Source organism: Streptomyces sp. NPDC111507 (genome assembly GCF_055638955.1).
In genome coordinates, this window is record NZ_JBVKBU010000003.1 from 746,732 (window position 1) to 769,773 (window position 23,042).

Sequence of the window (23,042 nt, forward strand, 5' to 3'; positions counted from 1 at the left end):
GCACCCGCCCTCGGGTGCTCAGACGTCCGCCGACGCCCCCGGCGCGAGCCGCAGGTGCTCGGAACCGCCCAGGGAGCCGATCTGGTGGTCGTAGATCGGGCGTGCGAGGTCCGTCAGGAGCGCGTCGTGGATGTCGTACGCGCGCTGCGGCTTCACCTCGCGGACGTAGTCGATGACCTCGGCGATCTTGTTCCACGGGGCCATGACCGGGAGCATCAGCGTCTCGACCGGCTGCTCGGGAACGGTGAGGGCGTCGCCCGGGTGGAAGACGCGGCCACCGTCGATGAGATAGCCGACGTTCGTGATGCGCGGGATGTCCGGGTGGATCACGGCGTGCAGTTCGCCGTGCACCTGGACGTCGAAGCCCGCGGCGGTGAACGTGTCGCCGTGACCGACGGTGTGCACACGGCCCGGGAAGGCCGCGGAGATCTTCTCCGCGACCGATTTCAGGGTCCAGATCTCGGCCGCCGGGTTGGACTCCAGGCCCGCCCGCAGCCGGTCCTCGTTGAAGTGGTCGAGGTGCTCGTGCGTGACCAGGATCGCTTCCGCACCGACGGCCGCGTCCTCCTCGGAGAAGGTCCCCGGGTCGATGACGAGCACACGCCCGTCCTTCTCGAGACGGATGCAGGCATGCGACTTCTTCGTGAGCTTCATGGGTCCATCCTCCCCCTCCCGGTGCCGCGGAGGGCCCCCGAGACAGGTGCTCCCGCTACCAGGCTCAAGATCACTCCTGGGGGGTGGTCTCCTCCCGGATGACCTGCTGCGCCACCTTGAAGGCGCTGTTCGCGGCCGGGACACCGCAGTAGACGGCGGCCTGGAGCAGCACCTCCTTGATCTCGTCCGCAGTGAGGCCGTTGCGGAGGGCGGCGCGGGTGTGGAAGGCCAGCTCGTCGAGGTGACCGCCCGCGACCAGCGCGGTCAGCGTGACACAGCTGCGCGAGCGCCGGTCGAGGCCCGGCCGGTCCCAGATCTCGCCCCACGCGTAGCGCGTGATGAACTCCTGGAAGTCCCCGGAGAACTCGTCCGCCGAGGCCAGCGCCCGGTCCACATGCGCGTCGCCCAGCACCTCGCGGCGCACCTTGATCCCGGCGTCGTAGGGGTCCGGCCTGCCCAGGGCCGCGGGCCGGACGACGGGCGGGGCGATCTCGGCGACGGGGCCGACCGGCGGGGGTGCCGCGAGCACCGGCTTGACCGGGGCCGCCGGAATGGCCATCTGGCCTGTGGTCGAGTCGTAGGCGGGCTGCCAGGCGGTGGAGAAGTGCCGTACCAGCAGGTCGGTGACGGCTGCCGGCTGCTCCACGGGCACCAGGTGCGAGGCTCCGGGTACGACGGCGAGGCGGGCGTCCGGTATCCCCGCGACCAGCGTGCGGGCCTCGGCGGGGCCGGTGACCTGGTCGTCCGAGCCGACGAGGACGAGGGTGGGGACGCCGATGCGGCCCAGTTCGACGCGCACGTCGAACGCGGCGAGCGCCTCGCAGGCCGCGATGTAGCAGCCGGGGTCGGTGGTGCGCACCATCTGCACGGCCCACTCGGTGATCGCGGGCTGCGCGGCGGCGAAGCCGCTCGTGAACCAGCGCTCGGGCGAGGAGCGCGCGATCGGGTCAAGACCGTTGCTGCGCACGATCACCCCGCGCTGGCGGAACTCGTCGGCCGATCCGAAGCGGGGCGAGGCGGCGATCACGGCGAGCGAGGCGATCCGCTCCGGGTGCCGCAGGGCCAGCTCGATGCCGATGGCCCCGCTGAACGCGCAGCCCGCGTAACCGAAGCGCTGTACGCCGAGCCCGTCGAGGGTGGCGAGCAGCCGCCTCGCGAGTTCGGTCACGGAACCAGCCGGGTAGGCGGGTGCGCCGCCGTGGCCCGGCAGGTCGAACCGGAAGATCCGCCAGTTCTTGGACAGCTCCGGTATCTGCCGGTCCCACATGTGCCAGGTGGTGCCCAGTGAAGGACCCAAGATCAGGACTGGAGCCTCTTCTGGACCGTCAAAGCGGTATTGCAGGGTGTTCGGTCGTGTCTCGCTCACCCGTCAGACCCTCTCATCTCTCACACTGCCCCTATGACGGGGGTTGTGAGGATCCGGGCCGGATCAGGTGAAAAACCTCTCGGGCGGCATATCGCTTCAGGCATCGGATGATCTCACGTCGGGTCTTGCCCTCCTTGGGCGGCGTTCGTAGTACGTCTGGGTGCGGGGATCCACGCGCAGCCGGGTGAACACGATGCGGTGCAGGCCGGCGTTGGCCTGCCGGTCGCCACCCTCGTCGTTCTTGGCCCAGGCCCGGACTGGTGCCTGCCAACGCGTCCGCAGGACCCACCGGGCCTCGTGCATGCTCCTCTGCCAACCTGGGGACGGAATGGGGCAGTTCGCGCCACTCGTGTGGCTCGACCAGGGGCACGGTGCTTGTTGGAGACGCGATGCAGGTCAAGCTGGTGGCCGACGGGCTCGGGGACGACTACTTCTTCCTCCGGCAGGAGTTGGACGAGCTGGAGCACGACGGGATCACCGATCTCGACGGGGCGCCGGAGGCGGGGGCCCGCAGCGGGGTCGTCGAGGCCGTCGGCATCGCGCCAGTGGGGAGTCCAGTGCTGGTCGCGCTGGTGACGCTGGTGCAGAACTGGCTCACGCGACGGCAGTCGGGAACCGTCGTCCTGGAGATCGGGGGCGACCGGGTGGAACTGACGGGAAGTCCCACTGAGTTGCACCGGGAGGCGCTGGCCGCGTTCCTCGCGCGCCATCCGGAGTAGCCCGATGCTCAAACGGGCTCTGATCATCGCCGCGCAGTTCTACGACAACCCGAGACGGCAGCAGCTGCCCGCGGCCGGCGCGGACGCCAGGGAGCTCTCCAAGGTCCTCCGGGACCCGGCGGTCGGGGCGTTCGAGGTGGAGACCGTCGTCGACTAGACCAGCCATGTCATCCGGCTCGCCATCGAGCGGTTCTTCCGCGAGGCCGACCGCAATGACCTCCTTCTGCTGCACATTTCGTGCCACGGGCAGCGCAACAGGCGCGGCGAGCCCTATTTCGAGGTGAAGGACACCGCCCCGGCGACGCCGAGTTCCACCGGCATCGACTCGGGGTTCGTGGCCCGGCTCATGGAGGAGAGCACCGCGCGACGGATCATCCTCCTGTTGGGCTGCTCCTACAGCGGCGCCTTCGAGCTCGGGGTCCGGTCGGGGATGTCGGAGGTCGATGTGCGGCGCCTGTTCGCCGGGCGCGGCAGCGTGGTGCTCACCGCGTCCACCTCGCTGCAGGTCGCCTACGAGAACGAGATGCACTCCCGCGAGGCAGGCGAGCCGAGCGTGTTCACCTCAGCTGTCGTGCGGGGGCTTGCGATCAGGGAGGCCGATCTCGACGGCGATGGCCTCGTTTCGGTCCAGGAGTTGTTCTCCTACGTCGAGCGCCGAGTCACCGAGGCCCGGCCCACCCAGACGCCCACGCTCAGCGTCGACGACGCCCAAGGCGCTATCCATCTGACCACCAGCCCCTGGGGCCCCGTCGATCCTCGTGATGCCGCGCACTAGGCGCTCTCGCCGCTCCGGAACGAGGTCCAGCGCGCCCTGTGCGCGCTGGTCGGCCCCCGCCGTCGAACGCACCGCCTGTGAACGGCAGGCGCTCACTCAGGTCGGCCAAAGCCGAAAGCGGCCCGTGCGACGATGACCGAGATCCCGTTCGTATCGCCGCTCACCCGTTTACAACTTACCCTTCCGCATATCCGCACTGCTCTTGAGCACCGCAGACTCGACACTCCAGTTCTCCGGCTGGACCCTCTCCCAGAGACTTCCCTTACCGAGGTCTCGTCCCACCTGGTCTTCCCTGCGGAACCACTCCTCGGCACTTCGGATCCTGTGGGGGTGGATTTCGTCGAGCAGAGCGTAATCCCTGGTGACGATTCCGTGCTTCCACACATTCCAGAAGCCCGTGAAATTGTCCCTGAAGCTCATGGTGGCCTTGTCGTTGGGATCGGCGTTGTATCCGGCAGGGAGATCGGCGACCTCCTTCAGCGGACCGCTCCAATATGTGTCCAGATCAGTGTCGATGTACCGTGCCGGATGCCCCGTGACCGTCTCGAACGCCGCAGCCATATCGGCATAGGTCACGTGCTCGATAGCGACTTCGAGGTCCATGCCATTCGCCCGCTCTGGATGGTCGAAGAGCCAGCGGACGTAGAATCCGCAATCTTCGAGATCCACGTGGGGAACGGCTCCCTTGCCGAGAGGGACTCGCCACGTGACGACACCGTCCTCGACGGAGGGCGTCATGGGCGTGAGCGGTGAGATCACCATGTCCATGTAGGGACCTGAGGTGAAGACCGCCGCTCCCATCCGGTCCCTGTTCTTTTCGTTTTGGAACAGCACCCATTCGGCCATGCGGCCTTTGCCGTCATAGTGGCCGGTGCGGAACCTGGAGTCGTAGCCGGACTTCTTGAGGACGTAGTCGAGGTTTCCGTAGACGAAGAACTTGATTCCTTCTTCAATCGCTATCTCGTAACTACGGATGGCCCAGTAGGTCTCGGTCTTCTCGCCGGTGTTGAAGCCGTCGATGTTCATGAATACCCCGTCGCAGCTGCGAAATCCTTCCCGCAGCACGTCTTCGTCGGCGAATGACCCTTCGAGGATGGAGACGTTGCCGAGCGCGAGGAGGGCCTGGGCCCGGGGGGAGGTGGAATCACGAGTGAGGACTCGGACGGAGTACTTCTCGTCGGCGACAAGAGCGCGGACGATGGGCATCCCTTGAGCCCCTGTGCCGCCGACGACAAAGATGGTGGAGGTGGTGTGAGAAGACATGGCTTTCGACTCCGGAGGTTGAGTACGCACGCCATCAGTATCAGTATGCGATGCGTGCGACGTATTCGAAATTGATCTCTGCATCAGCTTGTCGACCGTCGGCACCGACTGGCGCCGCCCCGATACCCATGGGCGGTCGCGGAGACCTTGGCAGTTCCACACCCACAGGGAGCCCTGGCACTGGTCATGGAGACTCCCGCGCGGAAACCGATCGGTTTCACAAACGTACACCGATCGGTTTCCACCAGCAAGCGCCCGGAAGGAGGCAAGGCCCCCATCGCCTCTTCTGCAGAGAGAAGGACTGGTCCCGACGTCCTGGCCGATCTGCTGCGCGTGGTGGCGTGACTGCCCTGACATCGGTGCCGACGTGTTCGACTCTGGCCATGAGGTGCGTACGGCCGGATGATCTGGTGCGCGTGCGCCAGCGAAGCAGCCCAGCGGTACCGCCGGGGACATCACGTGCGCATTCGCGCGGATCTTCCAGGCCCGCGAAACTCGAAGACGCCGCCTCACGCCCCTCCGTGCGAGCAGGCCGGCCCGCCGCGCCCCCAGTAAGCGCCGGGCCAGGAGGCTGCAGGGCGCTTCACCGGGGGCCGCCGGTGACTTCCCTGCCCCACCGGCGCAGGCCCATCTCGTGGAAGAACAGATCGCGCACTTCGACGAGCCCCCGTCCTCGCGAGCCCCCCGACGCCTCCCGCCGGGGGCCGCGCCCGGCCACCCCCGCAACCCTGCAGGTCCGGCCGACCAAATGAGGCGACACAGGCTTCCCGTGCGCGCCGCACGCAACACCGCGCCGATGGAAGCCAGTACCGACCTGCCGCCCATCGCTGTCACAGACCTCTTCGGCATCAGTCCCGCGACCGCCCAGCGCTGGTCCCAGCCTGCCGGGAACAGCTGGGCTCCCTACATTGCCGCCCGGCAGTGTTCACGGCCGTAGCTCCCGACCGCAGTGCCCGGAGGGGGGCGCGGGAGAGTCGCCATTTGACCGGATGGTGCCTCCGCTTTACTGTGGAAGCAGTACGGAGGTAGCCTCCGTTTTGCGGAAGTGCCAGGAGGGCGTATGAGTGCCGGTGGACAGCAGGGGCGCAAGCCTCGTGCGGACGTCCAGCGCAACCGTGCCGCCCTCCTGGGAGCGGCGCAGCGTCACTTCCTGAAGTATGGGGTCGGCACGTCCCTGGAGGCGGTGGCCAAGGAGGCGGGCGTCGGGCCTGGCACCTTGTACCGGCACTTCCCCACCCGGGAAGCGCTGCTCGCGGCCGTACTGCAGACGCGCTCCGAGGAGCTGGTGGCCCGCCAGGCGGAGATCGCGCAGCTCGGCGACACCGACACAGCGCTGGAACAGTGGCTGCGCGCACTGGAGGAGTACTTCAGCGCGTTCAGCGGACTGCCGGAGCCGCTCATGGCCGCGGCCAGGGCGCAGGATCCGGACAACCCGCTCACGCTCCCCTGTGACACGGTCATCACCGCTACCGACGAGTACGTGCAGGCCGCTCAGCGGACGGGGTACGTGCGCGAGTCGGTGAAGGGGTACGACCTGTTCCTCGCGGCCATCTCCGTCGCCTGGCTCAAGGGTGCCGGCGCCGCCGAGGAGGAGTCGCTGGACCGCGTTCGCGCGCTCATCGCCGCCGGCTACCGCAAACGGGACACCCAGGCGTAGGCCCCCGCCTGCCGATCACCGGAACGCCCGGAAAGCTCCGGGGGGTGTCCGGCACCTCCATCCCACAGTGATCACTTTGCACCACCCTGGGGGCGGTGCGACCTGCCGAAGGACAAATCATGAAAATTTCCGTTATCGGTGCTGGAGCGATCGGCGGCAACCTCGCCCGCAAGCTCAGTGGAGCCGGTCACGACGTCGAGGTGGCGGACGCCCGCGGCCCCGAGGCCGTCGCGCCCGAGGTCCTGGAGACCGGCGCCCGCGCCGTGGCACTTGAGAACGCCGTAAAGGGCAGGGATGCCGTCATCCTGGCCATCCCCTTCGGAGTGGCCGGACAGCTGGCCGACCTGTTCGCCTCCGTCTCCGCCGAGACGGTGGTCATCGACACCTCCAACTACTACCCGCACCTCAACGGGCGGATCGAGGCCGTGGAGAACGGCGCGGTGGAGAGCGTGTACACCTCCGAACTCCTGGGGCGCGCCGTCGTCAAGGCGTGGAACGCCGCCCTGGCCGAGACCCAGCGGACGAAGAGTGTTCCGGCGGGCACTGCGGGCCGGATCGCCATCCCGGTCGCCGGCGATTCCGCGGAGGCCAAGCGTGTGGCCATGCGTCTGGTGGACGACACGGGATTCGACCCCTACGACGCCGGAGCACTGGCCGGTTCCTGGCGTCAGCAGCCGATGGGCCCCGCCTACTGCACCGAACTGACCCTGGAGGAGCTGCCGGCAGCCCTGGCCGCGGCCGATCGCGTCAAGGACACGGCCGTCCGCGACAGCATGCCGGAGCGCTTCGCCGCCCTCGGGGCCAATCCCACCCTGGAGGACGTCGTCGAGATGAACCGCGCCGCCCACCGGTGACAACGCCGCCGCGCGAGAACTCACCCAGGCGGAGAAGGAGGCACCCACGGTCATCACGAACGGCCTCTGGGCCACGCCAGATCGCCGGGAGCCCCGCCACCGTCCGCGATCAGCTCGAGCAGATGGCCAGAGCCACCGGCGGTGAGGAAGTCATGATCCAGGACATCATCGCGGACCCTGAAGCCCGGGCGCACTCCCGTGCCCTGTTGGCCCAGGCGTTCGACGTCACCCCTTTCTCATCGGCCAGGCCATCCAGCTGATCCGTCTGCTGCCGCTCACCGTCGGCCGGCTCCTGACAAGCGGACAGCGCCGGCCTGCGATGCACGTACGGCGATGCCGCAACAACGGGACTGAACACTCTTCGAAGGGACCCGCTTTGCCCACCACCGCCTCGTTCTTCACCGACCTCGCGCGGACCTGGCACTCCCCCCGGCAGTTCCTGCCCACTCCGTTGCCCGCGGCGGACATACGGCGCACACTCGGTCGTCGAGGCGGTCGGCACGCAGGAGTCGTTCATACAGGCCGTCGGCGCCACCCGCGGCGGCGGCCACATGGGCTGCGTGGGCGTGAACTACGACGTCCAGATTCCCGGCATCGAGCTCTTCTTCGCCGGCATCCACACCCTCGGCGGCCCCGCCCCCGTACGCCGCTTCCTGCCCGACCTGATCCAGCTCATCTGGGACCGCAAGATCGACCCCGGCAAGGTCTTCGACCTCACCCTGCCCCTGGAGCAGGCGGCAGAGGGCTACAAGGCGACGGACGAACGGCGCGCCACCAAGGTGCTCCTCACCCTCTGACGCGCCTGCCCATCAGCTCGGGGGCCGGCTGCTCCGCGCCACGGCAAAGGAGCGCCTCCGGAGGCACCTGCCCGACCCATCCCTGCATGGGTGGTGGAAGGTACTGCCTCGCGGGCACGGCCGGCTGTCGTCAGGCGCTCTCCTCCGGCGCCGGCGCGGTGGGGTCCACCGGGCCGGCGCGGAGCATGGCCTTGTAGAGGGCTTCGTGCTCGGGCGAGGGGGGAAGGGGGCCTCGGGCCGGCGCTTCGCAGGACTGGATCAGCAGGGCGACGATCCGTCGCCACGCGTCAGGTGCGGCGTCGCCGGTGGCGCCGACGACGCCGGCGTTGGCCATATGGATCAGGACCAGGTCCGAGGGATCGAAGTCCTCGCGCAGCCGCCCCGTGGCCTTGGCCCGGTTGATGAGCTCCACCATGCCCTCGTACGCCTCGTTGCGGCGCCGCTCCAGGGCTTTGGCGGTGGGGAAGGTCGTGGTCAGGACATCGGCGAAGCCGTAGTCGGCGGCCTGCATCGCACAGGCGGCCTCGATGTAGCCGGTGAAGCCGTCCCACGGGTCGGGGTTGTCGAGAGCGGTGGCGACCGCATCGAAGTAGGCGTCCATCCGGTCGGCGAAGACGGCGGCGACCAGGTCCGCCTTGGCGGGAAAGCGGCGCAACAAGGTGGCGATCCCCACGCCCGCCTCACGTGCCACGGACGCCATGGAGGCGTCGAGGCCGTCCCGTGCGTAGACCGTGCGCGCGGCGGCGAGGATCCGTTCCCGGTTGCGCTCGGCGTCACTGCGCAATGGCCGGTCAGCGGGGGTGTCGGGGCGTGGGGCGCGAGGACTCATGCCCTCCACCCTAGCAACTGGAGCACCCTATCCACTTCCATGCTACGGTGAGCCCAGCGAGAAACTGGAAGACCCTATCCAGTTAGAAACTGGATAGACCTATCCAGATCGCATGAGGGTCCTGAGCTCCGGTGCCCGCACCGGCGGCATGGATCTCTTACCGACACCCCACCCATGCATTACGGAAGGATCGCTGTGACCAGCATCGCCATCGTCGGAGCCGGACCCCAGCTGGGCCTGGCCATCGCCCGCACCTTCGGCTCCCAGGGCTTCGACGTCGCCCTGATCTCCCGGAACCGCGACAAGCTCGACGGCCTCGTCGAGCAGCTCACCGCCGAGGGCATCACCGCCGGCGCGTTCCCCGCGGACGTACTCGACCGCGACGCCTCCACCCAGGCGCTCAAGGACGCAGCCGCCCGGTTCGGCGGCATCGACGTCCTGGAGTACTCCCCGGTGGGATCGTTTGGCACCACCGCCCTGACCACCCCCACCGAGACGGACCCGTCCCACGTGCAGCACGAGATGGAGTTCCAGCTCTACGGGGCGATCGCCGTCACGAAGGCGGTGCTTCCCGCCATGCGTGAGGCGGGGGCGGGCACCCTGCTCTACACCACCGGGGCCGGATCCATCGATCCCGTTCCCGCGGTCGCCAACGTCAACGCCGCCGCGGCAGCGTTGCGCAACTGGGCGATCAACCTGCACAAGGAACTGGAAGGCACCGGCGTCCAGGCCGCCCATGTCGGCATCGACGTGTCCATCGGTATGTCGGTCGTCCCCGGATTCCCGACAGCCAAGCCCGAGCAGATCTCCCCCGTGTACTGGGACCTGCACACCGCCAAGCGCGACCAGGCCGAACTCGTCTTCAGCCTCTGATCCACCCCCGCCCGCCCCAGCCCCTGACGCGCCCTCAGGTATCCCTCACCGGGCATGCCCCCAGGGCCGGGGCGGGCGTGGCGGAGCGTCCCACGTGCGCACGGCTGTCGCCGAGCACGTTGGGGGATCCGGGGGCTGCGCAACAACCTGCTGCCGGTAGCGGACACGTGGGGAGCTGCCCCTGCTCCGACGTACCGCTGCCGGCCAATGCGCTCGGCTGCTACGGATCGCCGGAGAGGGGCGTCGCGCCCGTCGTCCTCTTCCTCGTTGGCCGCGACGCGCAGTGCTTGGCCGGGTACAGCCTCACGCCCGACGTCGGTTTCATGATCGACGCTGCGCGCTGTCGCGTCGGCCGAGAGGGCGCCAGCGGCCAGGCGGCCCTCTCTGTGACCTGCTGCGCAGGGGCTGATTTCTCCGCTTGCTTGTTTTCGAAGTCGTTAAGGATGGAGTTGACAGATGTCGTTCACTGACGCCGCGCATGCATGCCTCATGTCCAAGTACGCGACGTTCTCCGGTCGTGCCCGGCGCTCGGAGTACTGGTGGTTCTCCGTGCTGTACGCAGTCGGCACGCTCCTGTTGGTCGGTATCAGCGTCGCCATCGGGCAGCCGCTGCTGAATGTGTTGCTGGTGCTGCTCATCGTGCCCATGCTGGCCGTTTCCGTTCGCCGGCTGCACGACACCGGCAGGTCTGGCTGGAGGATGCTCATCGCCTTGATCCCGGTCGTCGGCCCGGTCATCTACCTCGTGGGTATGACGGTGGACAGCGCCCCGGGCGCCAATCGGTACGGCCCCCCGCTGAAGGCCGCCGGTTAGGCAGCGACTCGTCCTGCATGCGGCACCTTCGCGTGGGGACGATCGATCTGCGCCGGAGGCGCGGGGCGTCCGACCGTCCACGCCGAAGGGCTGCAAGCAGCGGGCCGGATACCGGCGGGCCATGCAACGGCATGTCCGTGAGGGACCTGCTCGCCTTCACGGAGTAGCTCCCCAAGCTCGCCTGTGACGCGCCTGCGGACGGCGGCCGTTCCGCGGGCTGGTCGATAGACTCTCAGGAGGCGTCCGGCGCACAAGTTGCAGCCGATGATCGACCCCGTCTTGCCCTTCGAGGAGGCACCTGCCGCGCCGTCCTACATGGCGCAGGGCGCTTACTTCGGCAAGGTCGTCATCAGCCACTGACACCGACACGTCTACGGCCGACCCACGCCGCCTGCCGTTGACGGGCCGGAGCCCCGCTGCCGCTGTCACGTCGGCGGCAGCCGGTCACCACACTCCCGGCAGCACGGGCGGGCTCTCCCGCCAGCACCAACGCACGAGGTCATGCGGCCGTACGCATTTCACGGCCAGAGTTGAGTAACTCCCGCTCGGTCTCGGGGCGGTCACGTCACGGCGTTCAACAAGTCGGCCAGGACGTCGGCGCGTTCCAGAGCGATGAAGTGGCCGGCTCCCGGCACCTGCGTGAAATGGGCGGCAGGCAGCAGCTCCTTGTTGGCTTCCCGGTCCGACTGCCGGGACCAGTCCTTCTCCCCGTAGACGAGGTGGATGGGGGCCTTGACCTCGGGGTAGCGCGAGCGGGCCGCGATGAGGCTGGGCAGGCTCTGGTACACGGCCCGGGCAACGGTCGGGTAGCCGGGGCGCCCGCCCACCTGGAGCAGCTCGTCCACGTAGTCCGCCCGCAGAGCGCTCTTGTCGCCCAGGCCGCCCTGCAGGATCCTGCGGAGGGCAGGCTTGGGCTCCACCTGGGCGACCACCGGGCCCACCCCCGGAGTGAGAACAGCGCCGATCACCATGCGGGCGAGGAGGCTGGACCGGGCGATTCCGTCGCGGAAGTCGTACGTGTTCACCGCAACGACGCGCCGGACCCGCTCCGGCAGATCGGCCGCGCTGGTCAGGGCGAGCACCGCCCCCATGGACTCCCCGACCAACGTCACGTCATTGAGGTCGAGTTCGGTGACGAGCCGTTCCACGCCCGCGCGCATCGCAGGCTCGTCGTACGACGCACCGGGCACGATCTCGGAGTAGCCCATCCCCGGGAGATCGAGGGCGTACACGGTGTACTGGTCGGAGATCAGCGGGATCAGCGAGCGGAAGTGCTCGGCCTGTGTGCGCACGGTGTGCAGCAGGACCAGGGCGGCACCGGTGCCCGCTTTGAGGTAACGCAGCATTCCCTCGCCGCTGTGGCGTCCTGCGCGCGGGGCGATGGTGTGGCTGGTGGTCCCGGGAATGTGAATCGTGGGACGTGAATCTTGGCTGGGCATTTCGCCGACTCCTTGTGTGTGAACTGCGGATAGGTGCCTGGGGTGCGGTCCGGCAGGGCTGGTGGTGACGCCGATTGCGCGCGGCTGGTCGTCGCTCCGGTCCGCGGCTTACTTCGCCGGCTGGGCATACAGTCCTGCCGGGTCGGGTCCCCGGCCAGACCTGCCTTGGCCTGCCGCGAGAGGCCGTCGGCGAGCGCCTCGTAGGCTCCCGTCTCAACGCCGTCGAGGGCGAGTGCGGCCGCGTGGCTGCGGCTCCGGGCGCAGGGAGTTGGCTTGCGGCCACAGCGCGGCCGTGGAGGCACTGCGGGAGCCGCCGGGGGCCGGCCAGGACAGCACGGAGGAACGTTGAGGATGGTGGCCGCCGCCGTTGCGGCCGATCACCGGCACGAAGGCCGGGCGACCAGCGGCAGACCGTAGAAGTTGGTCTCGAACTCCCGACACACGTCATCGATCGGGAACTCGAGGAGGGGCGCGCCGACCGCGGCGCCGGCGTTGTTGATCAGTACGGTGACTCCTCCACGAGGGCCTCGCCTATCCCGCTGCTGCCGCCAGTGCCGAGGGGCACTCGCATCCTTCAGTGCGGTCACGGCTGCGGCCACACCGAGAAACCGACCGGTTTCCCATCAGAGTAAACCGGTCGGTTTCCACGCGCAAGCTTTTGAGGATCGTCATCACGGTGCTCATCAACTGGCAGGCGTCGGAGGCGTAGTCCACACTCCGCCCAGGAGGAACAGAACATGGGGGCAGCCGCTTGCCGCCGGGCGCAGCCGCTCACGACCCGCTTCGCCGTGGCGTGCCGTACCCGACCATGCCGGCCTGGCCGAGCGACTGCGACAGGAGACCGGCACCACCGTCCGGGTACGCGCACGCGACGAACCAGCCTTTGACCGCCCCCTCCGGCCGACGCCGAGTCCGAGGCAGGTCTGGGCCGCCACCTGCTCCGCCACCCCGCTGCGCTGCGAGTACCCATGCACCTGGCCCGGTCGGGGGCGTTCCGCAAGCCGGCCATCATCTCGGCCAGCCAGTTCGATGACGGCATGACCCTCGACGTCCCCGGACGGCCACGCGTGGTCGCAGTACCCGGACACACGCCCGGCAGGGTCGCATTCCATCTGCCCGCACGCGCCGCCGTATTCACCGGGGATGCGCCAGTCACCCACGACGGCCTCCTGGGCCGCACCGGCACCGGATCAGACCATCGGCCCAGTATTCACGCACGACACGGCACAGGCACGAACGTCGCTGGAGGCGTTGACCTCACTGGACGCGGACCTTGTACTCCCCGGTCATGGCGACAGATCTTGTCATGATTCGTTCCGCCTTGCGGTGACGTTTTCGGTGGTGCCGGATTGTTGGATCCACGAGCTGAGGATCCGGAGTTTCTCTTCGCTCGGGGAACCGGGTGCGGGTGACCAGACGGTGAGGTGCTGGTCGGGGGTCTCCGCTCCAGTAGAACCTGTCCCAGTCGAGGGTGAGCTCGCCGAGCTTCGGGTGGTGGACGATCTTGCTGCCGAAGTTCTGCCTCGCGACATGGCGGCTTGCCCACCATTGCCGGAAGAGGGGACAGCCGACCGAGAGTTCGCCGACCAGGTTCGCGAGCCGTGGGTCCTTGGGGTTGTCGACGGCCTGCATGCGTAGGAGTGCGACGCCGGTACGGGCCATACCCTCCCAGTCGTCGTAGAAGTCCCTCATGCGCGGGTCGGCGAACAACATGCGGACGTAGTTGCGCTCGTACGGGGCGATCTTGTCGATGTCGATGAGGAGCGCCGCAGCGAGGGGGTTCCAGGCGATGAAGTCGAGGTACTTCCCCACCACGAACGCAGGAGTGAGCGTCAACCGGTCCAGGAGGCACTGGATCCGTGGCCGCGCCGGCGCCTGGGTGCCGTGCGTCGATCGGCTTGTCGGGCGAGCCCTTCGACATAGGTGCGCCGAACCGGTGTGAGGCGCAGCGTGTGCGGGCGCCCGGCGGTCCCGGCGGTGCGACACGAGGTGTCGACGCCGATGTGCACGCCCTGTTCACAGAACAGCTGCGCGGCGACGTCGAGCAACCGGTCGCGCGTCGAGACAACTCCGGCGGCCGGCGCGGGCGTCGGCGTTGTCCGGTCGCTCATAGACAAGAGACGACCCCTTCACTTGCACTGTGGAAACCGATCTGTTTTTCTAGGTGGAAACAGATCGGTTTCCAACCGGTCGTCGGCCTATGACCAGCAACTAAGGGGAAAAGTGAGTACCACCTTCGACCGTGGGGCGCCCGCCTCCGGAAATACAGACTCGGGCCGCCGCGGCTCACATGCCGTGCGCTGGTGGGTGCTTGTCGTGCTGGGCACGGCGCAGCTCATGGTCACGCTCGACGCGACCGTCGTGAACATCGCGCTGCCCGCAGCGCAGCACGACCTCGGTTTCAGCGACGGCAGCCGGCAGTGGGTCATCACGGGTTACGCCCTGGCATTCGGCAGCCTGCTGCTGCTCGGTGGCCGGCTCGGTGACCTGTTCGGCCGACGTACCACCTTTGTGACCGGCCTGATCGGTTTCGCGGGCGCATCCGTCCTCGGCGGCGCGGCGGGCAGCTTCGAAATCCTCGTCACGGCGCGGGTGGCCCAAGGACTCTTCGCCGCGCTCCTTGCGCCCGCGGCACTCTCACTGCTCAGCGTGACCTTCACCGAACCGACCGAGAGGGCGAAGGCTTTCGGTGTCTTCAGCGCGTTGGCCGGTGCGGGCGGCGCGATCGGGCTGCTGCTCGGCGGCATGCTCACCGAATGGGCGTCGTGGCGCTGGGTGATGTACGTGAACGTCATTTTCGCGGCCGTCGCGCTGGTTGGTGCGTTGTTGTGGCTGGCCAAGCCTGCGGTCGCCGAGCGGCCCAAGCTCGATATTCCGGGCACGATCGTGGTGAGTGCCGCGCTGTTCGCCATCGTCTACGGGTTCGCGCACGTCGAATCCACCAGTTGGACCAACCCGGTCACCCTCGGCGCCATGATCGTCGGTGTGCTGCTGCTCGCGGTGTTCGTATGGCTGGAGTCCAGGGTCGCGCATCCGCTGCTGCCGCTGCGACTCGTGCTGGACCGGACCCGCGGTGGTTCGTTCCTGGCGGTGTTCGTCATCGGTATGGGGATGTTTTCGATCTTCCTGTTCCTGACCTATTACCTGGAGGCCAGCATCGGCTACTCGCCGATCAAGACGGGTCTGGCGTTCCTGCCGATGGTCGCGGGCATCGTTGCCGCGTCGACCACGGCGCCTTCGCTGCTGCTGCCCAGGGTCGGCCCGAAGATCGTGGTCAGCGCCAGCTTCCTGGTCGCCGCAGCCGGCATGGCCCTGCTGAACCGGCTCGCGCTGGACAGCACCTACGTCGCCCACATCATGCCTGGTCTGATCCTGCTGGGTCTGGGCCTCGGCGGGGTGATGACCACCGCGTTCCAGGGTGCGACCGCAGGCATACATCACGAGGATTCGGGCGTCGCCTCGGCGCTGATCAACACCGGCCAGCAGGTGGGTGGCTCGATCAGCACGGCACTACTGACCACCGTTGCCTCATCGGCCGCGACCGACTACCTGTCCTCGCACAAGCCCGGTGCACTGACCGTGGCGCAGGCCGGGGTCGAAGGCTACACGGCCACCCTGGCGTGGGGGGCCGGGTTCTTCGTGGTCGGTGCGGTGCTCGCCGCGTTCCTGATACCGAATGCGCCTCTGGCGCCGTCAGAGGGCGAGCCCGTGATCGCCCACTGAGCCTGAATCCGCCGAGGGATACGCGGTCGATCACACTGAGTAGACAGTGAGAAATGCCCTGCTACCTGCGATGATTGGTGTTTTCACGGCACAAATCATCGCAGGAAGCCAGGGCATCTCCCTTGCCGTGTTCGGCACCCCCGGCATGCTGGTGGTCACGTTGTTCCATGTCGCGATGGCGGTGCCGACGACAGATCGCCACCCCCGCCGAGGCGCCGCCCGGCTCCTACCCCTTCCTCACAGAGTTCGAGCCGCTGCGGCAGATCACCGGCGGTGTCCGCTCGGTTCTCTCCTGCGGCGCCAACAGTGACGTGGGCCTGGGACGGTGCTGAGTGATGATGGCTGTCGGTCCCATTGCGGCCGCACTCTTCGGCTTCGGGATGACAGGCTGGTACGACCGCCGGGAGCCACCGCGTCCCGCCGGAGACGAAGCCCGAGAAGACCGCCACCCGGCTGGCGGGAACCGTGCCCATATGCCCGCTCGGCCGTGGGCGGCGTCGAAGATCGCTCCGGCAAGCGCCGTAAACCGATCGGTTTTCAATTGGTCGGAATCGAGTTAACCTCGCAATATGACCACCGAGGCGAAGCCAAGTCCCAGAGAGCGGCTGCTGGAGGCAGCGGCCACACTCACCTACCGAGACGGTGTCGGCATCGGCGTCGACGCGCTGTGCAAGGCGGCGGGGGTGTCGAAGCGCTCCATGTACCAGCTGTTCGAGAGCAAGGACGAACTGCTGGCGGCAAGCCTGGAGGAACGCGCCTCCGCCTACGTGCTGACGCTCCTGCCCGCGGCGGACGACAACCGTTCACCCCGCGAGCGGATCCTGCACGTCTTCGACCAGCTGGCGTCGCAGGCGGGTGCGCCCGACTTCCAGGGCTGTCGGTACCTGGCTGTGCAGATCGAGCTCAAGGACCAGAACCACCCTGCGAGCCGGGTGGCCCACCGGGTCAAGGGGAATCTGACAGGTTTCTTCCGGGCCGAGGCCGAACAGGGTGGGGCGAGCGACCCGGATCTACTGGCCCGGCAGCTGATCCTGGTCTTCGACGGCGCCAGCGCCCGCGCGGGAATCAGAGCCGACACGCCGACAGGGCTCATCGCGCCCACGGTGACCACCCTGCTCGACGCGGCGGACATGCGCTGACGCATCACGTTTACGAGCAGTCTCGTTGACCGAGTTGCTCGGCGAGCCGATGCCGGTCTCCGGTGACCCGAGCAGCTTCCCATGGCTTCACGCCCTTACCTTCCGGAACTCAGGGAGGCCCGACGGCCGTAAGAGTGTTGATGAGCATGCCGTGAGCCAGGAAGGTCGCGGTCTCGTTGACATCGGCGCGCAGCGGCAGGTGCACGGTCCCCCAGACATCCAGCCGGCCCGGACGAACTCGCGGGACCGGGCTCTGATCGCCGGGCGATCGATCGCCAACGTCCGCGAGGAACTTGGCCGACATGCCGAAGGAGGCCCGCCGCTTGGACTTGCGCGCGGAAACCGATCGGTTTACCGTGGCAAAACTGATCGGTTTCTGCCGTCAACACCGACGACCGGGTCATTGAACTCGGCGGCCCGAGGTGCTCACGCACGAACAGATCGCAGGAGCGGCTTTCCGCGCCCTGGGCACGCCCGGATCACTCACCTCCCGCGATCGGCGCTCAGGATCTGCTTGATTCTGTTGCGCCGTCGAAGCCGGGCTTGCGCGACAGGCACTACCCACATGTCAGCGTGGGCAGCCCCCAGTCACCATGATCGCTGCCGTTGCCGTCGCCGCCGTCGCCGACCTTGAGGTCGATCATCTGGGCGCCACTGACGTCCACGTCGATCGGTACGGCAGCTTGTTTGCCGTGGATCGTCGGCGTGGTCACCAATGTCTTGCCGTCGGCCGTCACGGAGAACGTCACTGTTCCCGCGCCGTTGGTCTCGTCGTCCACACCGACCTCGGCCGTCAACCGCGAGCAGTTCCCCGCGAGATAGAGCTCGATGTCGCTGTCCGCGTTGGTGCCCAGGCCCTTGGCGTAGCTCGCGCCGGCGATGCTGATCGGACGGCCGTCGCCGGCTGCCTGCTCGCCGACGCTGGTGTCACGCTCGACCGGACCCCACCCGTTGGTGGACGAGAAGAACGGCAGGTCGCTCACTGCATTCTTCCCGGCCGGTGGAGCAGGCGGTATCGCACCGACGATGCGCTCGTCCGTGCCGGTGGCCTGCCGTCCGTTCTGCAGGTAGTGGACTGTCGCGGTGAGAGCCGAGGCCGACGGCAGCTTCCCCGTCGGCGGCTGGACCTTCCAGGTGAAGGTGGCCGACTGGCCGGGTTGCACGCGCTTGACCGACGCGGGGCTCGAGGCGCTCACGTCCCAGCCGTCGGGCGCGGAGAGCGAGGCCGTCAGCCGGGAGGCGGACGGTTTGTCCTTCGGCACCCGCACCGTCGCCTCGGCCGTGAAAGTCCGTCCCGACTGGGCGGTGTCGAGCACGTCCAGGGTGACGTCCGCTCCCGGCCGCTTCGGCATCGCGTACGTGTGGGCGTCGTAGCGGGGGCTGGCGTTCTGCGCGACGTGCAGGGACGAGGCGTAGCTGCCGTAGTTGGTGAGCGACACCCTGCCGAGGCCGCCGGTGCTGCCGTCCAGGTTCCATACGGCAATGGCGATGCTGTTTCGGCCGTTCGGGTTCAGGATCCCGTTCGGCACCGGGAACGTGTGCTGCGGGCCGAGGTAGTTGACGTAGTTGCCGACCTGCCAGCCGTTCACGAAGATCGTGGTCCGGTACTTGCGTGACGGGTCGTCGGTGAACGTCAGCCCGAGCGACGTGTCCTGGCCGTGCGGCAGGTCCAGGGCGACATCGGAGCGGTACCAGGAGACCCCGGGACGGGTGTCGGTCGTCGGAAGGGACGTCTTCTTCCACTTGCCGTCCGGGTAACCGGGCAGGGACCAGCCGGCCCGCTCGCCGTACAGACCGCCCGTCGAGAGCGGCCCGCGCACCGTGTCCTGCAGGTCCTCGCCGCCGCGTACGCCCTGCAGCCGCCAGGTGACGGCGGTCAGCGGCGCCCCGGCGAGGGAGGCGCTCGTCAGTCCTCGCGCCGCCTTGTTGCCGTTGGTCGAGTTGTAGTCCTCCTCGTGCCCCATGTTCACGGTGAGCACGGAAATGACGTTGTCACCCTTGGACTTGACCACACCGGCCGGGAAGGTGAAGTCGGCCCTGCCCGTGGTGGAGCTGCCCAGGAAGGTGCCGTTGAGCCAGGCGGAGAACGCCTGCGCCCCTCCGCCGGAGTCCGAGACCAGGCGGACGCCGGTCTCCTTGCCGGTGGCGTGGAAGCGGCCGCGATACCACGTGTTGCCGGTGTGGAAGCCGTAGTCGTCCGCGTAGAGCACCGGCGGCGCGTTGACGCCGGAGACGCTGTTGGTCGTCGTCTTGTCGGCCACCTGCCAGCTGGTGTCGTCGAAACCGGGGGCCGCTTCGGGCGACTCCTCACTGTGCTTCCAGTTGGTGAGTGCCGGCAGGTGTATCGGGGCTGCCGTCGGGATCTTCCCGGTGAGGCCACCCGTGCCGCCGGCCCGGGTGCCGACGGTCCGGCCGTTCCAGGTGATGTGGTCGGCGGACGTGAACACCTCGATGTTCTTGTCGTCGGCGTTGTCGCCGGTGAGTGCCAGGGTGCGGCCGCCGTTCAGGCTGGTCGCCGTCCGCAGCAGGTGGCTGCCACGCACGAGGACAGGGCCGGCCGCTGTGTCCTGACGCCAGAAGGTCTTGGCCGTGGCCTTGTCGCCGACGAGCAGTTCGAGCGGGCGCTGTCCGCCGCCGGTGATGCTGACGCGGATCAGGTCCTTGTGCGTGTAGTTCAGCCGAAGGTCGCCGGTGGTCGCGTCCCAGGTTGTCGTGACCGGGCCGCCGCTGGAGGTCACCGTCGGCTTGGAGGCGTAGCGCAGCACGGTCTCGCCATCGCTGCCCGCATCGCCATAGAGCAGGGCGACGTCCCGGTCACCGATGGTCGCGCTGGTCATGATCTCCGAGGTCGAGTACTGCAACTGTGAGTCGCCGAGCCGGTAGTTGGCCACGACCACGTGTGAGTCGCGTCCGTCGAGCGTGATCGCGGTGCCCGGCTGCTGGGGCACGACCGGGTAGGTCGGCTCCGCGGCGGCGGTACCCGTCGGCACGTCGATGGCATCGATGGCCACGTAGTTGTCGGTGGAGCCCGAGCTGTGGCTGCCGTCGACGACGATCTTCAGGGTGTGCGCTCCGTCCGGCAGGCCGGTCTTCTGGAAGACCACTGCCTGGTTCTCGCCGCCGGAGTCGTCGACCGTCGCGACCTTGGTGTCGTCGAGGTAGACGTCGGCATTGCCGTGGTTGTTGGTCTTCGAGCCGATCCAGCGGATCGCGGTGCCGTCGAAGGGGACGGTCACCGAGTCACCGGCCTTGTTGGAGAAGGACTCGGTGTGCTTGTAGTCGCCGCCGGTGTAGCTCTGGTCGGCCACGTGCGACCACGAACCGGTGTACTGCAGCGCTGAGTCGGGGTCGTCCCAGGTGTAGGTGGTGTCGGCGGAGGGCTGGGCGTTGAAGTCCAGCGCGATGTGAGTCTTGTCGACCGCGGTGGACGTGGAGTTGCCGTGCCGCAGGACGTGGAACTGCGTCTTGGCGTCGGGGTTCATCCGGGCGGTGTCGACGACCGCGGAGTCGTCCGGCGGTGTGGCCCTGATCGTCTCGGTCTTGGTCAGCGGTGCGACCGACTGTGTGAAGTACCCGATCAGCTTGTCCTCGTCGTACTTCGGGTCGAGCTGGCGGTTCTCGCGGATCGCGGCGCCGTAGTCGTAGGACGTGTAATTCTGCGGCATGCCCAGCCAGCCCCAGTTGGTGCCGCCGTAGGTCATGTAGAAGCTCTGCGCGGTGGCGCCGACGGCTATGTTCTGCTTGTAGAACACGTTGGCAAACTGGTCGTTGATCAGCTGGGCGCATTTGTCGTAGCCCGGCCCGCCCCAGGGGTCGAAGGCGCCGCCCTGGAACTCCGGCGAGTACAGCGGCCTGCCGGCGGGGTGGTCGTAGCTGATGTCTGGAACGCCGTTCCATTTCGAGGGGTTCGAGCAGTCGAAGCCCTGCGGGTAGGAGTCAGGGCCGTCGACATCCAGGGCGCCGGTACCGGAGTTGAAGGTGCCGTTGTTGTTGCCGGTCAGCGGGACCGTGATGCCGTCGGCGCGGGCCTTGTCCTCCAGGTGCTTCATGTAGGAGTGGCCGGCGGCCGAGCCCTTGTAGTACTCGTTCTCGACCTGGTAGGCGATGACGGAGCCGGTGCCGTTGGTCAGTTGGTGGCGGGCGATGATCCGGTCGATCTGGGTCAGCCATTCGTCCGCGTACTTCAGGAACCGCGGATCGTCACTGCGATTGTTCCCTGCCTTGGTGGTCAGCCAGCCGGGCAGGCCCCCGCTGTCGACCTCCGCGTTGATGTACGGCGCCGGGCGGGCGATGACGTAGAGGCCAGCCTCCTCGGCCATGTCGAGCAGCTTGTCGACATCGCGCACGCCACTGAAGTCGTACACACCCGGCTTCGGCGAGTGGTATCCCCAGTCGAAGTACAGCGAGGTGGAGTTGAACCCGGCGGCCTTCATCTTCTGGAAGATGTCGCGCCACAGATCCGGACTCGGGAGCCGGAAGTAGTGGAACTCGCCGGACCACAGGTAGGTCCGCTTGCCGTCGACGAGGAACGAGTAGCCGTCGATACTCACCGTGTGCGCCCGCGGACTGACGGCGGGCGCGGCGGCGGGCGCCTGTGCGCCGACGTCCCGCGCCGCCGCGGCGGGCGCGCTCATGCCCGCGGCCAGGGCGATGGTCGCGGCGGTCGCGAGGACCGCCCTCCACCGTCTCCGGCGACCGGGTCTCGCAACCTCTGAACTGATCCGATTACCCCGCACTGCGGCCTCCATACAGCCCGAACGATCAGCACCAGACAGACTCAGGCAAAGTCGAACAGTAGGGCCGCACAAGGCTCAACACAATGGGGCGGGAAAGGACGGATGAGAAGGGCTGGGCTGAATGTCCCTCGCCCGCAGGGCTGCTGCCCGGCATGCGCGCAGTCATGGCCGAGCGCCGTCGCAAGTACCGGCTTCGACGAAGCGCTTTTCAGCCAGGAGGTCCATAAGTACGAACGTGGCAAGGCCGGTTGTGTACGCGTGCGCCGGGATGACGAGGTTCGAGGTGAGCGACGTCTCGTTCTCGTCGGCCACCGACGGCGCCGCGATGCGCACGGTCAAGAAGTGCGTGCCGCTGCTGAGGTGCCGTTCACGCACGGCAGCCCTGTCGCCCGGGTCCGGCGCGGCTGCGCATCCGGGTTCACGAAAAGCAGCCCTTGGGGAAAGCACACGCGCCCTGAACCAGCGAGTGATCGTCCTAGGCGAGCTTCGGGAACTCGTCCTCCTGCTCGAACAGCAAGGCGATGTGTCCAACCGGCCACGCAAAAAAGTCCGACTCGCACAGGTTGAACGTCGCCCCCTGACGCTACCGGGCTCCGACTTCTGAGCACCCGAACAGGCCGTTGACCAGAGTGCAGCCCATCCCGCCTGGTCCTGACCGAAGAGCGCGGCAATACAGCGGCGACACCCCGGTTACCGAAACCGGGGATCCGCTGCATTCTTATAGCTCCACCGCCACTCCCTGACCGCCCCACCACAGATCGTCGATGGTGCCGTACTGGGTGACGAGTTCCTTGATGGACTCGTACGCCGCGGTCTTCATCCTGGCCGATGCCGGTGCCGTCGAAGTACAGCGTGGCGCGGACCAGGTCGACCGCGGCGGGCAGGGGCAGGATGTCGTGCGGGGGCGGAAGACACACGCATGCCGACCGCTCAGCCGGCCGGCCGCGGCCACCTGCGTGGCCCAGAAACGCGTCAGGGTCTCCCGAACCAGATCCGGCAGGGGAACCTACCGCTCACCGGCGCGAGACTTCGTGTCCTTCTCCACCACCGTCTTGTTCCCCATCAGCGTTCGGGGGTCGGTAACGGCCGGCGTGGCCCTGCCCAGGTCGACGTCGGCCCAGCGCATGCCGCAGATCCCCGCCGGTCGCAGGCCCATCAAGCGGAGAAGGAGCGGGCCGTAGAGGCGGTCATCCTCCACCGAGCGCACGAAGGCATGAACCTCCTCGACGTTCCAGGGCTGCACGACCGTCCTGGCACTGCGTTCCGCTTTGCGTGCCTTCCGGGGGATCGTGACCTCCCGGGCAACGTTCGCGGCGAACAGGCGCCGGGCCACTGCCCGCTTGAGTGCCTCCTTCAGCCGCGCCAGGGACATCTCCACCGAGGTCACCCCCCAGGCCCGCGCCGG

The 23,042-nt window shown here is 68.1% G+C and carries 21 protein-coding genes and 4 pseudogenes; 12 read left to right on the top strand and 13 right to left on the bottom strand.

Translation table 11 applies throughout. From position 1 onward, the window contains the following. Window positions 1–18: 18 nt before the first annotated feature. The 3 genes and pseudogenes from ACZ7M2_RS16005 to ACZ7M2_RS16015 all read right to left on the bottom strand — a co-directional run. A complete protein-coding gene (locus ACZ7M2_RS16005) occupies window positions 19–654 on the bottom strand; it encodes an MBL fold metallo-hydrolase (RefSeq protein ID WP_352044604.1) in 636 nt (211 codons plus the stop codon). A gap of 70 nt (window positions 655–724) precedes the next feature. Continuing rightward, window positions 725–2,020 carry a bifunctional 3-oxoadipate enol-lactonase/4-carboxymuconolactone decarboxylase PcaDC gene (pcaDC, locus tag ACZ7M2_RS16010; RefSeq protein ID WP_471595743.1) on the bottom strand — a complete coding sequence of 432 codons (1,296 nt, stop codon included), beginning with the start codon at window positions 2,018–2,020 and terminating at the stop codon, window positions 725–727. A 31-nt stretch (window positions 2,021–2,051) separates the two neighbouring features. Further along, a pseudogene (locus tag ACZ7M2_RS16015) lies at window positions 2,052–2,257 on the bottom strand (IS110 family transposase); the annotation flags it as partial. A 152-nt stretch (window positions 2,258–2,409) separates the two neighbouring features. Between ACZ7M2_RS16015 and ACZ7M2_RS16020 the strand changes: the two are divergent. The 3 genes from ACZ7M2_RS16020 to ACZ7M2_RS16030 are packed head-to-tail and all read left to right on the top strand — an operon-like array spanning window position 2,410 to window position 3,514. Then, window positions 2,410–2,739, top strand: coding sequence for an effector-associated constant component EACC1 (locus ACZ7M2_RS16020; protein WP_471595744.1), 330 nt, complete (start codon window positions 2,410–2,412; stop codon window positions 2,737–2,739). A gap of 4 nt (window positions 2,740–2,743) precedes the next feature. Next, on the top strand, window positions 2,744–2,896 hold the full coding sequence (locus ACZ7M2_RS16025; RefSeq protein ID WP_471595745.1) for a hypothetical protein: 153 nt from the start codon (window positions 2,744–2,746) through the stop codon (window positions 2,894–2,896). A 12-nt stretch (window positions 2,897–2,908) separates the two neighbouring features. Then, window positions 2,909–3,514 carry a caspase family protein gene (locus tag ACZ7M2_RS16030; RefSeq protein ID WP_471596031.1) on the top strand — a complete coding sequence of 202 codons (606 nt, stop codon included), beginning with the start codon at window positions 2,909–2,911 and terminating at the stop codon, window positions 3,512–3,514. 168 nt (window positions 3,515–3,682) lie between these two features. Here ACZ7M2_RS16030 and ACZ7M2_RS16035 read toward each other — a convergent pair whose 3' ends face one another. Next, window positions 3,683–4,777 (bottom strand): NmrA family NAD(P)-binding protein, encoded by a 1,095-nt coding sequence (locus ACZ7M2_RS16035; protein WP_471595746.1) that lies wholly within the window; start codon window positions 4,775–4,777, stop codon window positions 3,683–3,685. 1,060 nt (window positions 4,778–5,837) lie between these two features. Here ACZ7M2_RS16035 and ACZ7M2_RS16040 point away from each other — a divergent pair. From ACZ7M2_RS16040 to ACZ7M2_RS16050, 3 genes and pseudogenes are all read left to right on the top strand, one after another. Continuing rightward, window positions 5,838–6,434: a TetR/AcrR family transcriptional regulator gene (locus ACZ7M2_RS16040; RefSeq protein WP_471595747.1), complete on the top strand. Its 597-nt coding sequence runs from the start codon at window positions 5,838–5,840 to the stop codon at window positions 6,432–6,434. 119 nt (window positions 6,435–6,553) lie between these two features. Next, window positions 6,554–7,288, top strand: a complete 735-nt coding sequence (locus tag ACZ7M2_RS16045) for an NADPH-dependent F420 reductase (RefSeq protein ID WP_471595748.1) — start codon at window positions 6,554–6,556, stop codon at window positions 7,286–7,288. A 470-nt stretch (window positions 7,289–7,758) separates the two neighbouring features. Next, window positions 7,759–8,085 (top strand): annotated as a pseudogene (locus ACZ7M2_RS16050) (IMP dehydrogenase); the annotation flags it as partial. A 130-nt stretch (window positions 8,086–8,215) separates the two neighbouring features. On the opposite strand, the gene ACZ7M2_RS16055 reads toward ACZ7M2_RS16050, so the two are convergent. Continuing rightward, complete coding sequence (locus ACZ7M2_RS16055) at window positions 8,216–8,914, bottom strand: TetR/AcrR family transcriptional regulator (RefSeq protein WP_471595749.1); 699 nt, start codon at window positions 8,912–8,914, stop codon at window positions 8,216–8,218. 195 nt (window positions 8,915–9,109) lie between these two features. On the opposite strand from ACZ7M2_RS16055, the gene ACZ7M2_RS16060 reads away from it, so the two are divergent. From ACZ7M2_RS16060 to ACZ7M2_RS16070, 3 genes are all read left to right on the top strand, one after another. Then, window positions 9,110–9,787 carry an SDR family NAD(P)-dependent oxidoreductase gene (locus ACZ7M2_RS16060; protein WP_471595750.1) on the top strand — a complete coding sequence of 226 codons (678 nt, stop codon included), beginning with the start codon at window positions 9,110–9,112 and terminating at the stop codon, window positions 9,785–9,787. A 456-nt stretch (window positions 9,788–10,243) separates the two neighbouring features. Further along, window positions 10,244–10,600, top strand: a complete 357-nt coding sequence (locus ACZ7M2_RS16065; protein WP_471595751.1) for a DUF805 domain-containing protein — start codon at window positions 10,244–10,246, stop codon at window positions 10,598–10,600. A 255-nt stretch (window positions 10,601–10,855) separates the two neighbouring features. Then, window positions 10,856–10,960: a hypothetical protein gene (locus tag ACZ7M2_RS16070; protein WP_471595752.1), complete on the top strand. Its 105-nt coding sequence runs from the start codon at window positions 10,856–10,858 to the stop codon at window positions 10,958–10,960. 200 nt (window positions 10,961–11,160) lie between these two features. Here the strand turns inward: ACZ7M2_RS16070 and ACZ7M2_RS16075 are convergent, their stop codons facing one another. From ACZ7M2_RS16075 to ACZ7M2_RS16090, 4 genes and pseudogenes are all read right to left on the bottom strand, one after another. After that, window positions 11,161–12,039 carry an alpha/beta fold hydrolase gene (locus ACZ7M2_RS16075; protein WP_471595753.1) on the bottom strand — a complete coding sequence of 293 codons (879 nt, stop codon included), beginning with the start codon at window positions 12,037–12,039 and terminating at the stop codon, window positions 11,161–11,163. 108 nt (window positions 12,040–12,147) lie between these two features. Further along, window positions 12,148–12,551, bottom strand: a pseudogene (locus ACZ7M2_RS16080) (Rossmann-fold NAD(P)-binding domain-containing protein); the annotation flags it as partial. Window positions 12,552–13,296: 745 nt separating this feature from the next. After that, window positions 13,297–13,875, bottom strand: coding sequence for an MmyB family transcriptional regulator (locus ACZ7M2_RS16085; protein WP_471595754.1), 579 nt, complete (start codon window positions 13,873–13,875; stop codon window positions 13,297–13,299). Continuing rightward, window positions 13,872–14,150 carry a hypothetical protein gene (locus tag ACZ7M2_RS16090; RefSeq protein ID WP_471595755.1) on the bottom strand — a complete coding sequence of 93 codons (279 nt, stop codon included), beginning with the start codon at window positions 14,148–14,150 and terminating at the stop codon, window positions 13,872–13,874. The genes ACZ7M2_RS16085 and ACZ7M2_RS16090 overlap by 4 nt, the downstream gene beginning before the upstream one ends. Before the next feature lie 112 nt (window positions 14,151–14,262). On the opposite strand from ACZ7M2_RS16090, the gene ACZ7M2_RS16095 reads away from it, so the two are divergent. The 3 genes from ACZ7M2_RS16095 to ACZ7M2_RS16105 all read left to right on the top strand — a co-directional run bounded on the left by ACZ7M2_RS16095 (window position 14,263) and on the right by ACZ7M2_RS16105 (window position 16,901). Continuing rightward, on the top strand, window positions 14,263–15,762 hold the full coding sequence (locus tag ACZ7M2_RS16095) for an MFS transporter (protein WP_471595756.1): 1,500 nt from the start codon (window positions 14,263–14,265) through the stop codon (window positions 15,760–15,762). 167 nt (window positions 15,763–15,929) lie between these two features. Next, window positions 15,930–16,094, top strand: coding sequence for a hypothetical protein (locus ACZ7M2_RS16100; protein WP_471595757.1), 165 nt, complete (start codon window positions 15,930–15,932; stop codon window positions 16,092–16,094). Between the two features lie 237 nt (window positions 16,095–16,331). Next, window positions 16,332–16,901 carry a TetR/AcrR family transcriptional regulator gene (locus ACZ7M2_RS16105; RefSeq protein ID WP_471595758.1) on the top strand — a complete coding sequence of 190 codons (570 nt, stop codon included), beginning with the start codon at window positions 16,332–16,334 and terminating at the stop codon, window positions 16,899–16,901. Between the two features lie 109 nt (window positions 16,902–17,010). Here ACZ7M2_RS16105 and ACZ7M2_RS16110 read toward each other — a convergent pair. The 4 genes and pseudogenes from ACZ7M2_RS16110 to ACZ7M2_RS16125 all read right to left on the bottom strand — a co-directional run. Further along, a pseudogene (locus ACZ7M2_RS16110) lies at window positions 17,011–17,115 on the bottom strand (TetR family transcriptional regulator); the annotation flags it as partial. Between the two features lie 343 nt (window positions 17,116–17,458). Further along, window positions 17,459–21,535 carry a beta-galactosidase gene (locus ACZ7M2_RS16115; RefSeq protein ID WP_471595759.1) on the bottom strand — a complete coding sequence of 1,359 codons (4,077 nt, stop codon included), beginning with the start codon at window positions 21,533–21,535 and terminating at the stop codon, window positions 17,459–17,461. A 264-nt stretch (window positions 21,536–21,799) separates the two neighbouring features. After that, window positions 21,800–22,012: a hypothetical protein gene (locus tag ACZ7M2_RS16120; RefSeq protein WP_471595760.1), complete on the bottom strand. Its 213-nt coding sequence runs from the start codon at window positions 22,010–22,012 to the stop codon at window positions 21,800–21,802. A gap of 631 nt (window positions 22,013–22,643) precedes the next feature. Beyond that, complete coding sequence (locus ACZ7M2_RS16125; protein ID WP_471595761.1) at window positions 22,644–23,015, bottom strand: hypothetical protein; 372 nt, start codon at window positions 23,013–23,015, stop codon at window positions 22,644–22,646. Between the last annotated feature and the right edge of the window lie 27 nt (window positions 23,016–23,042).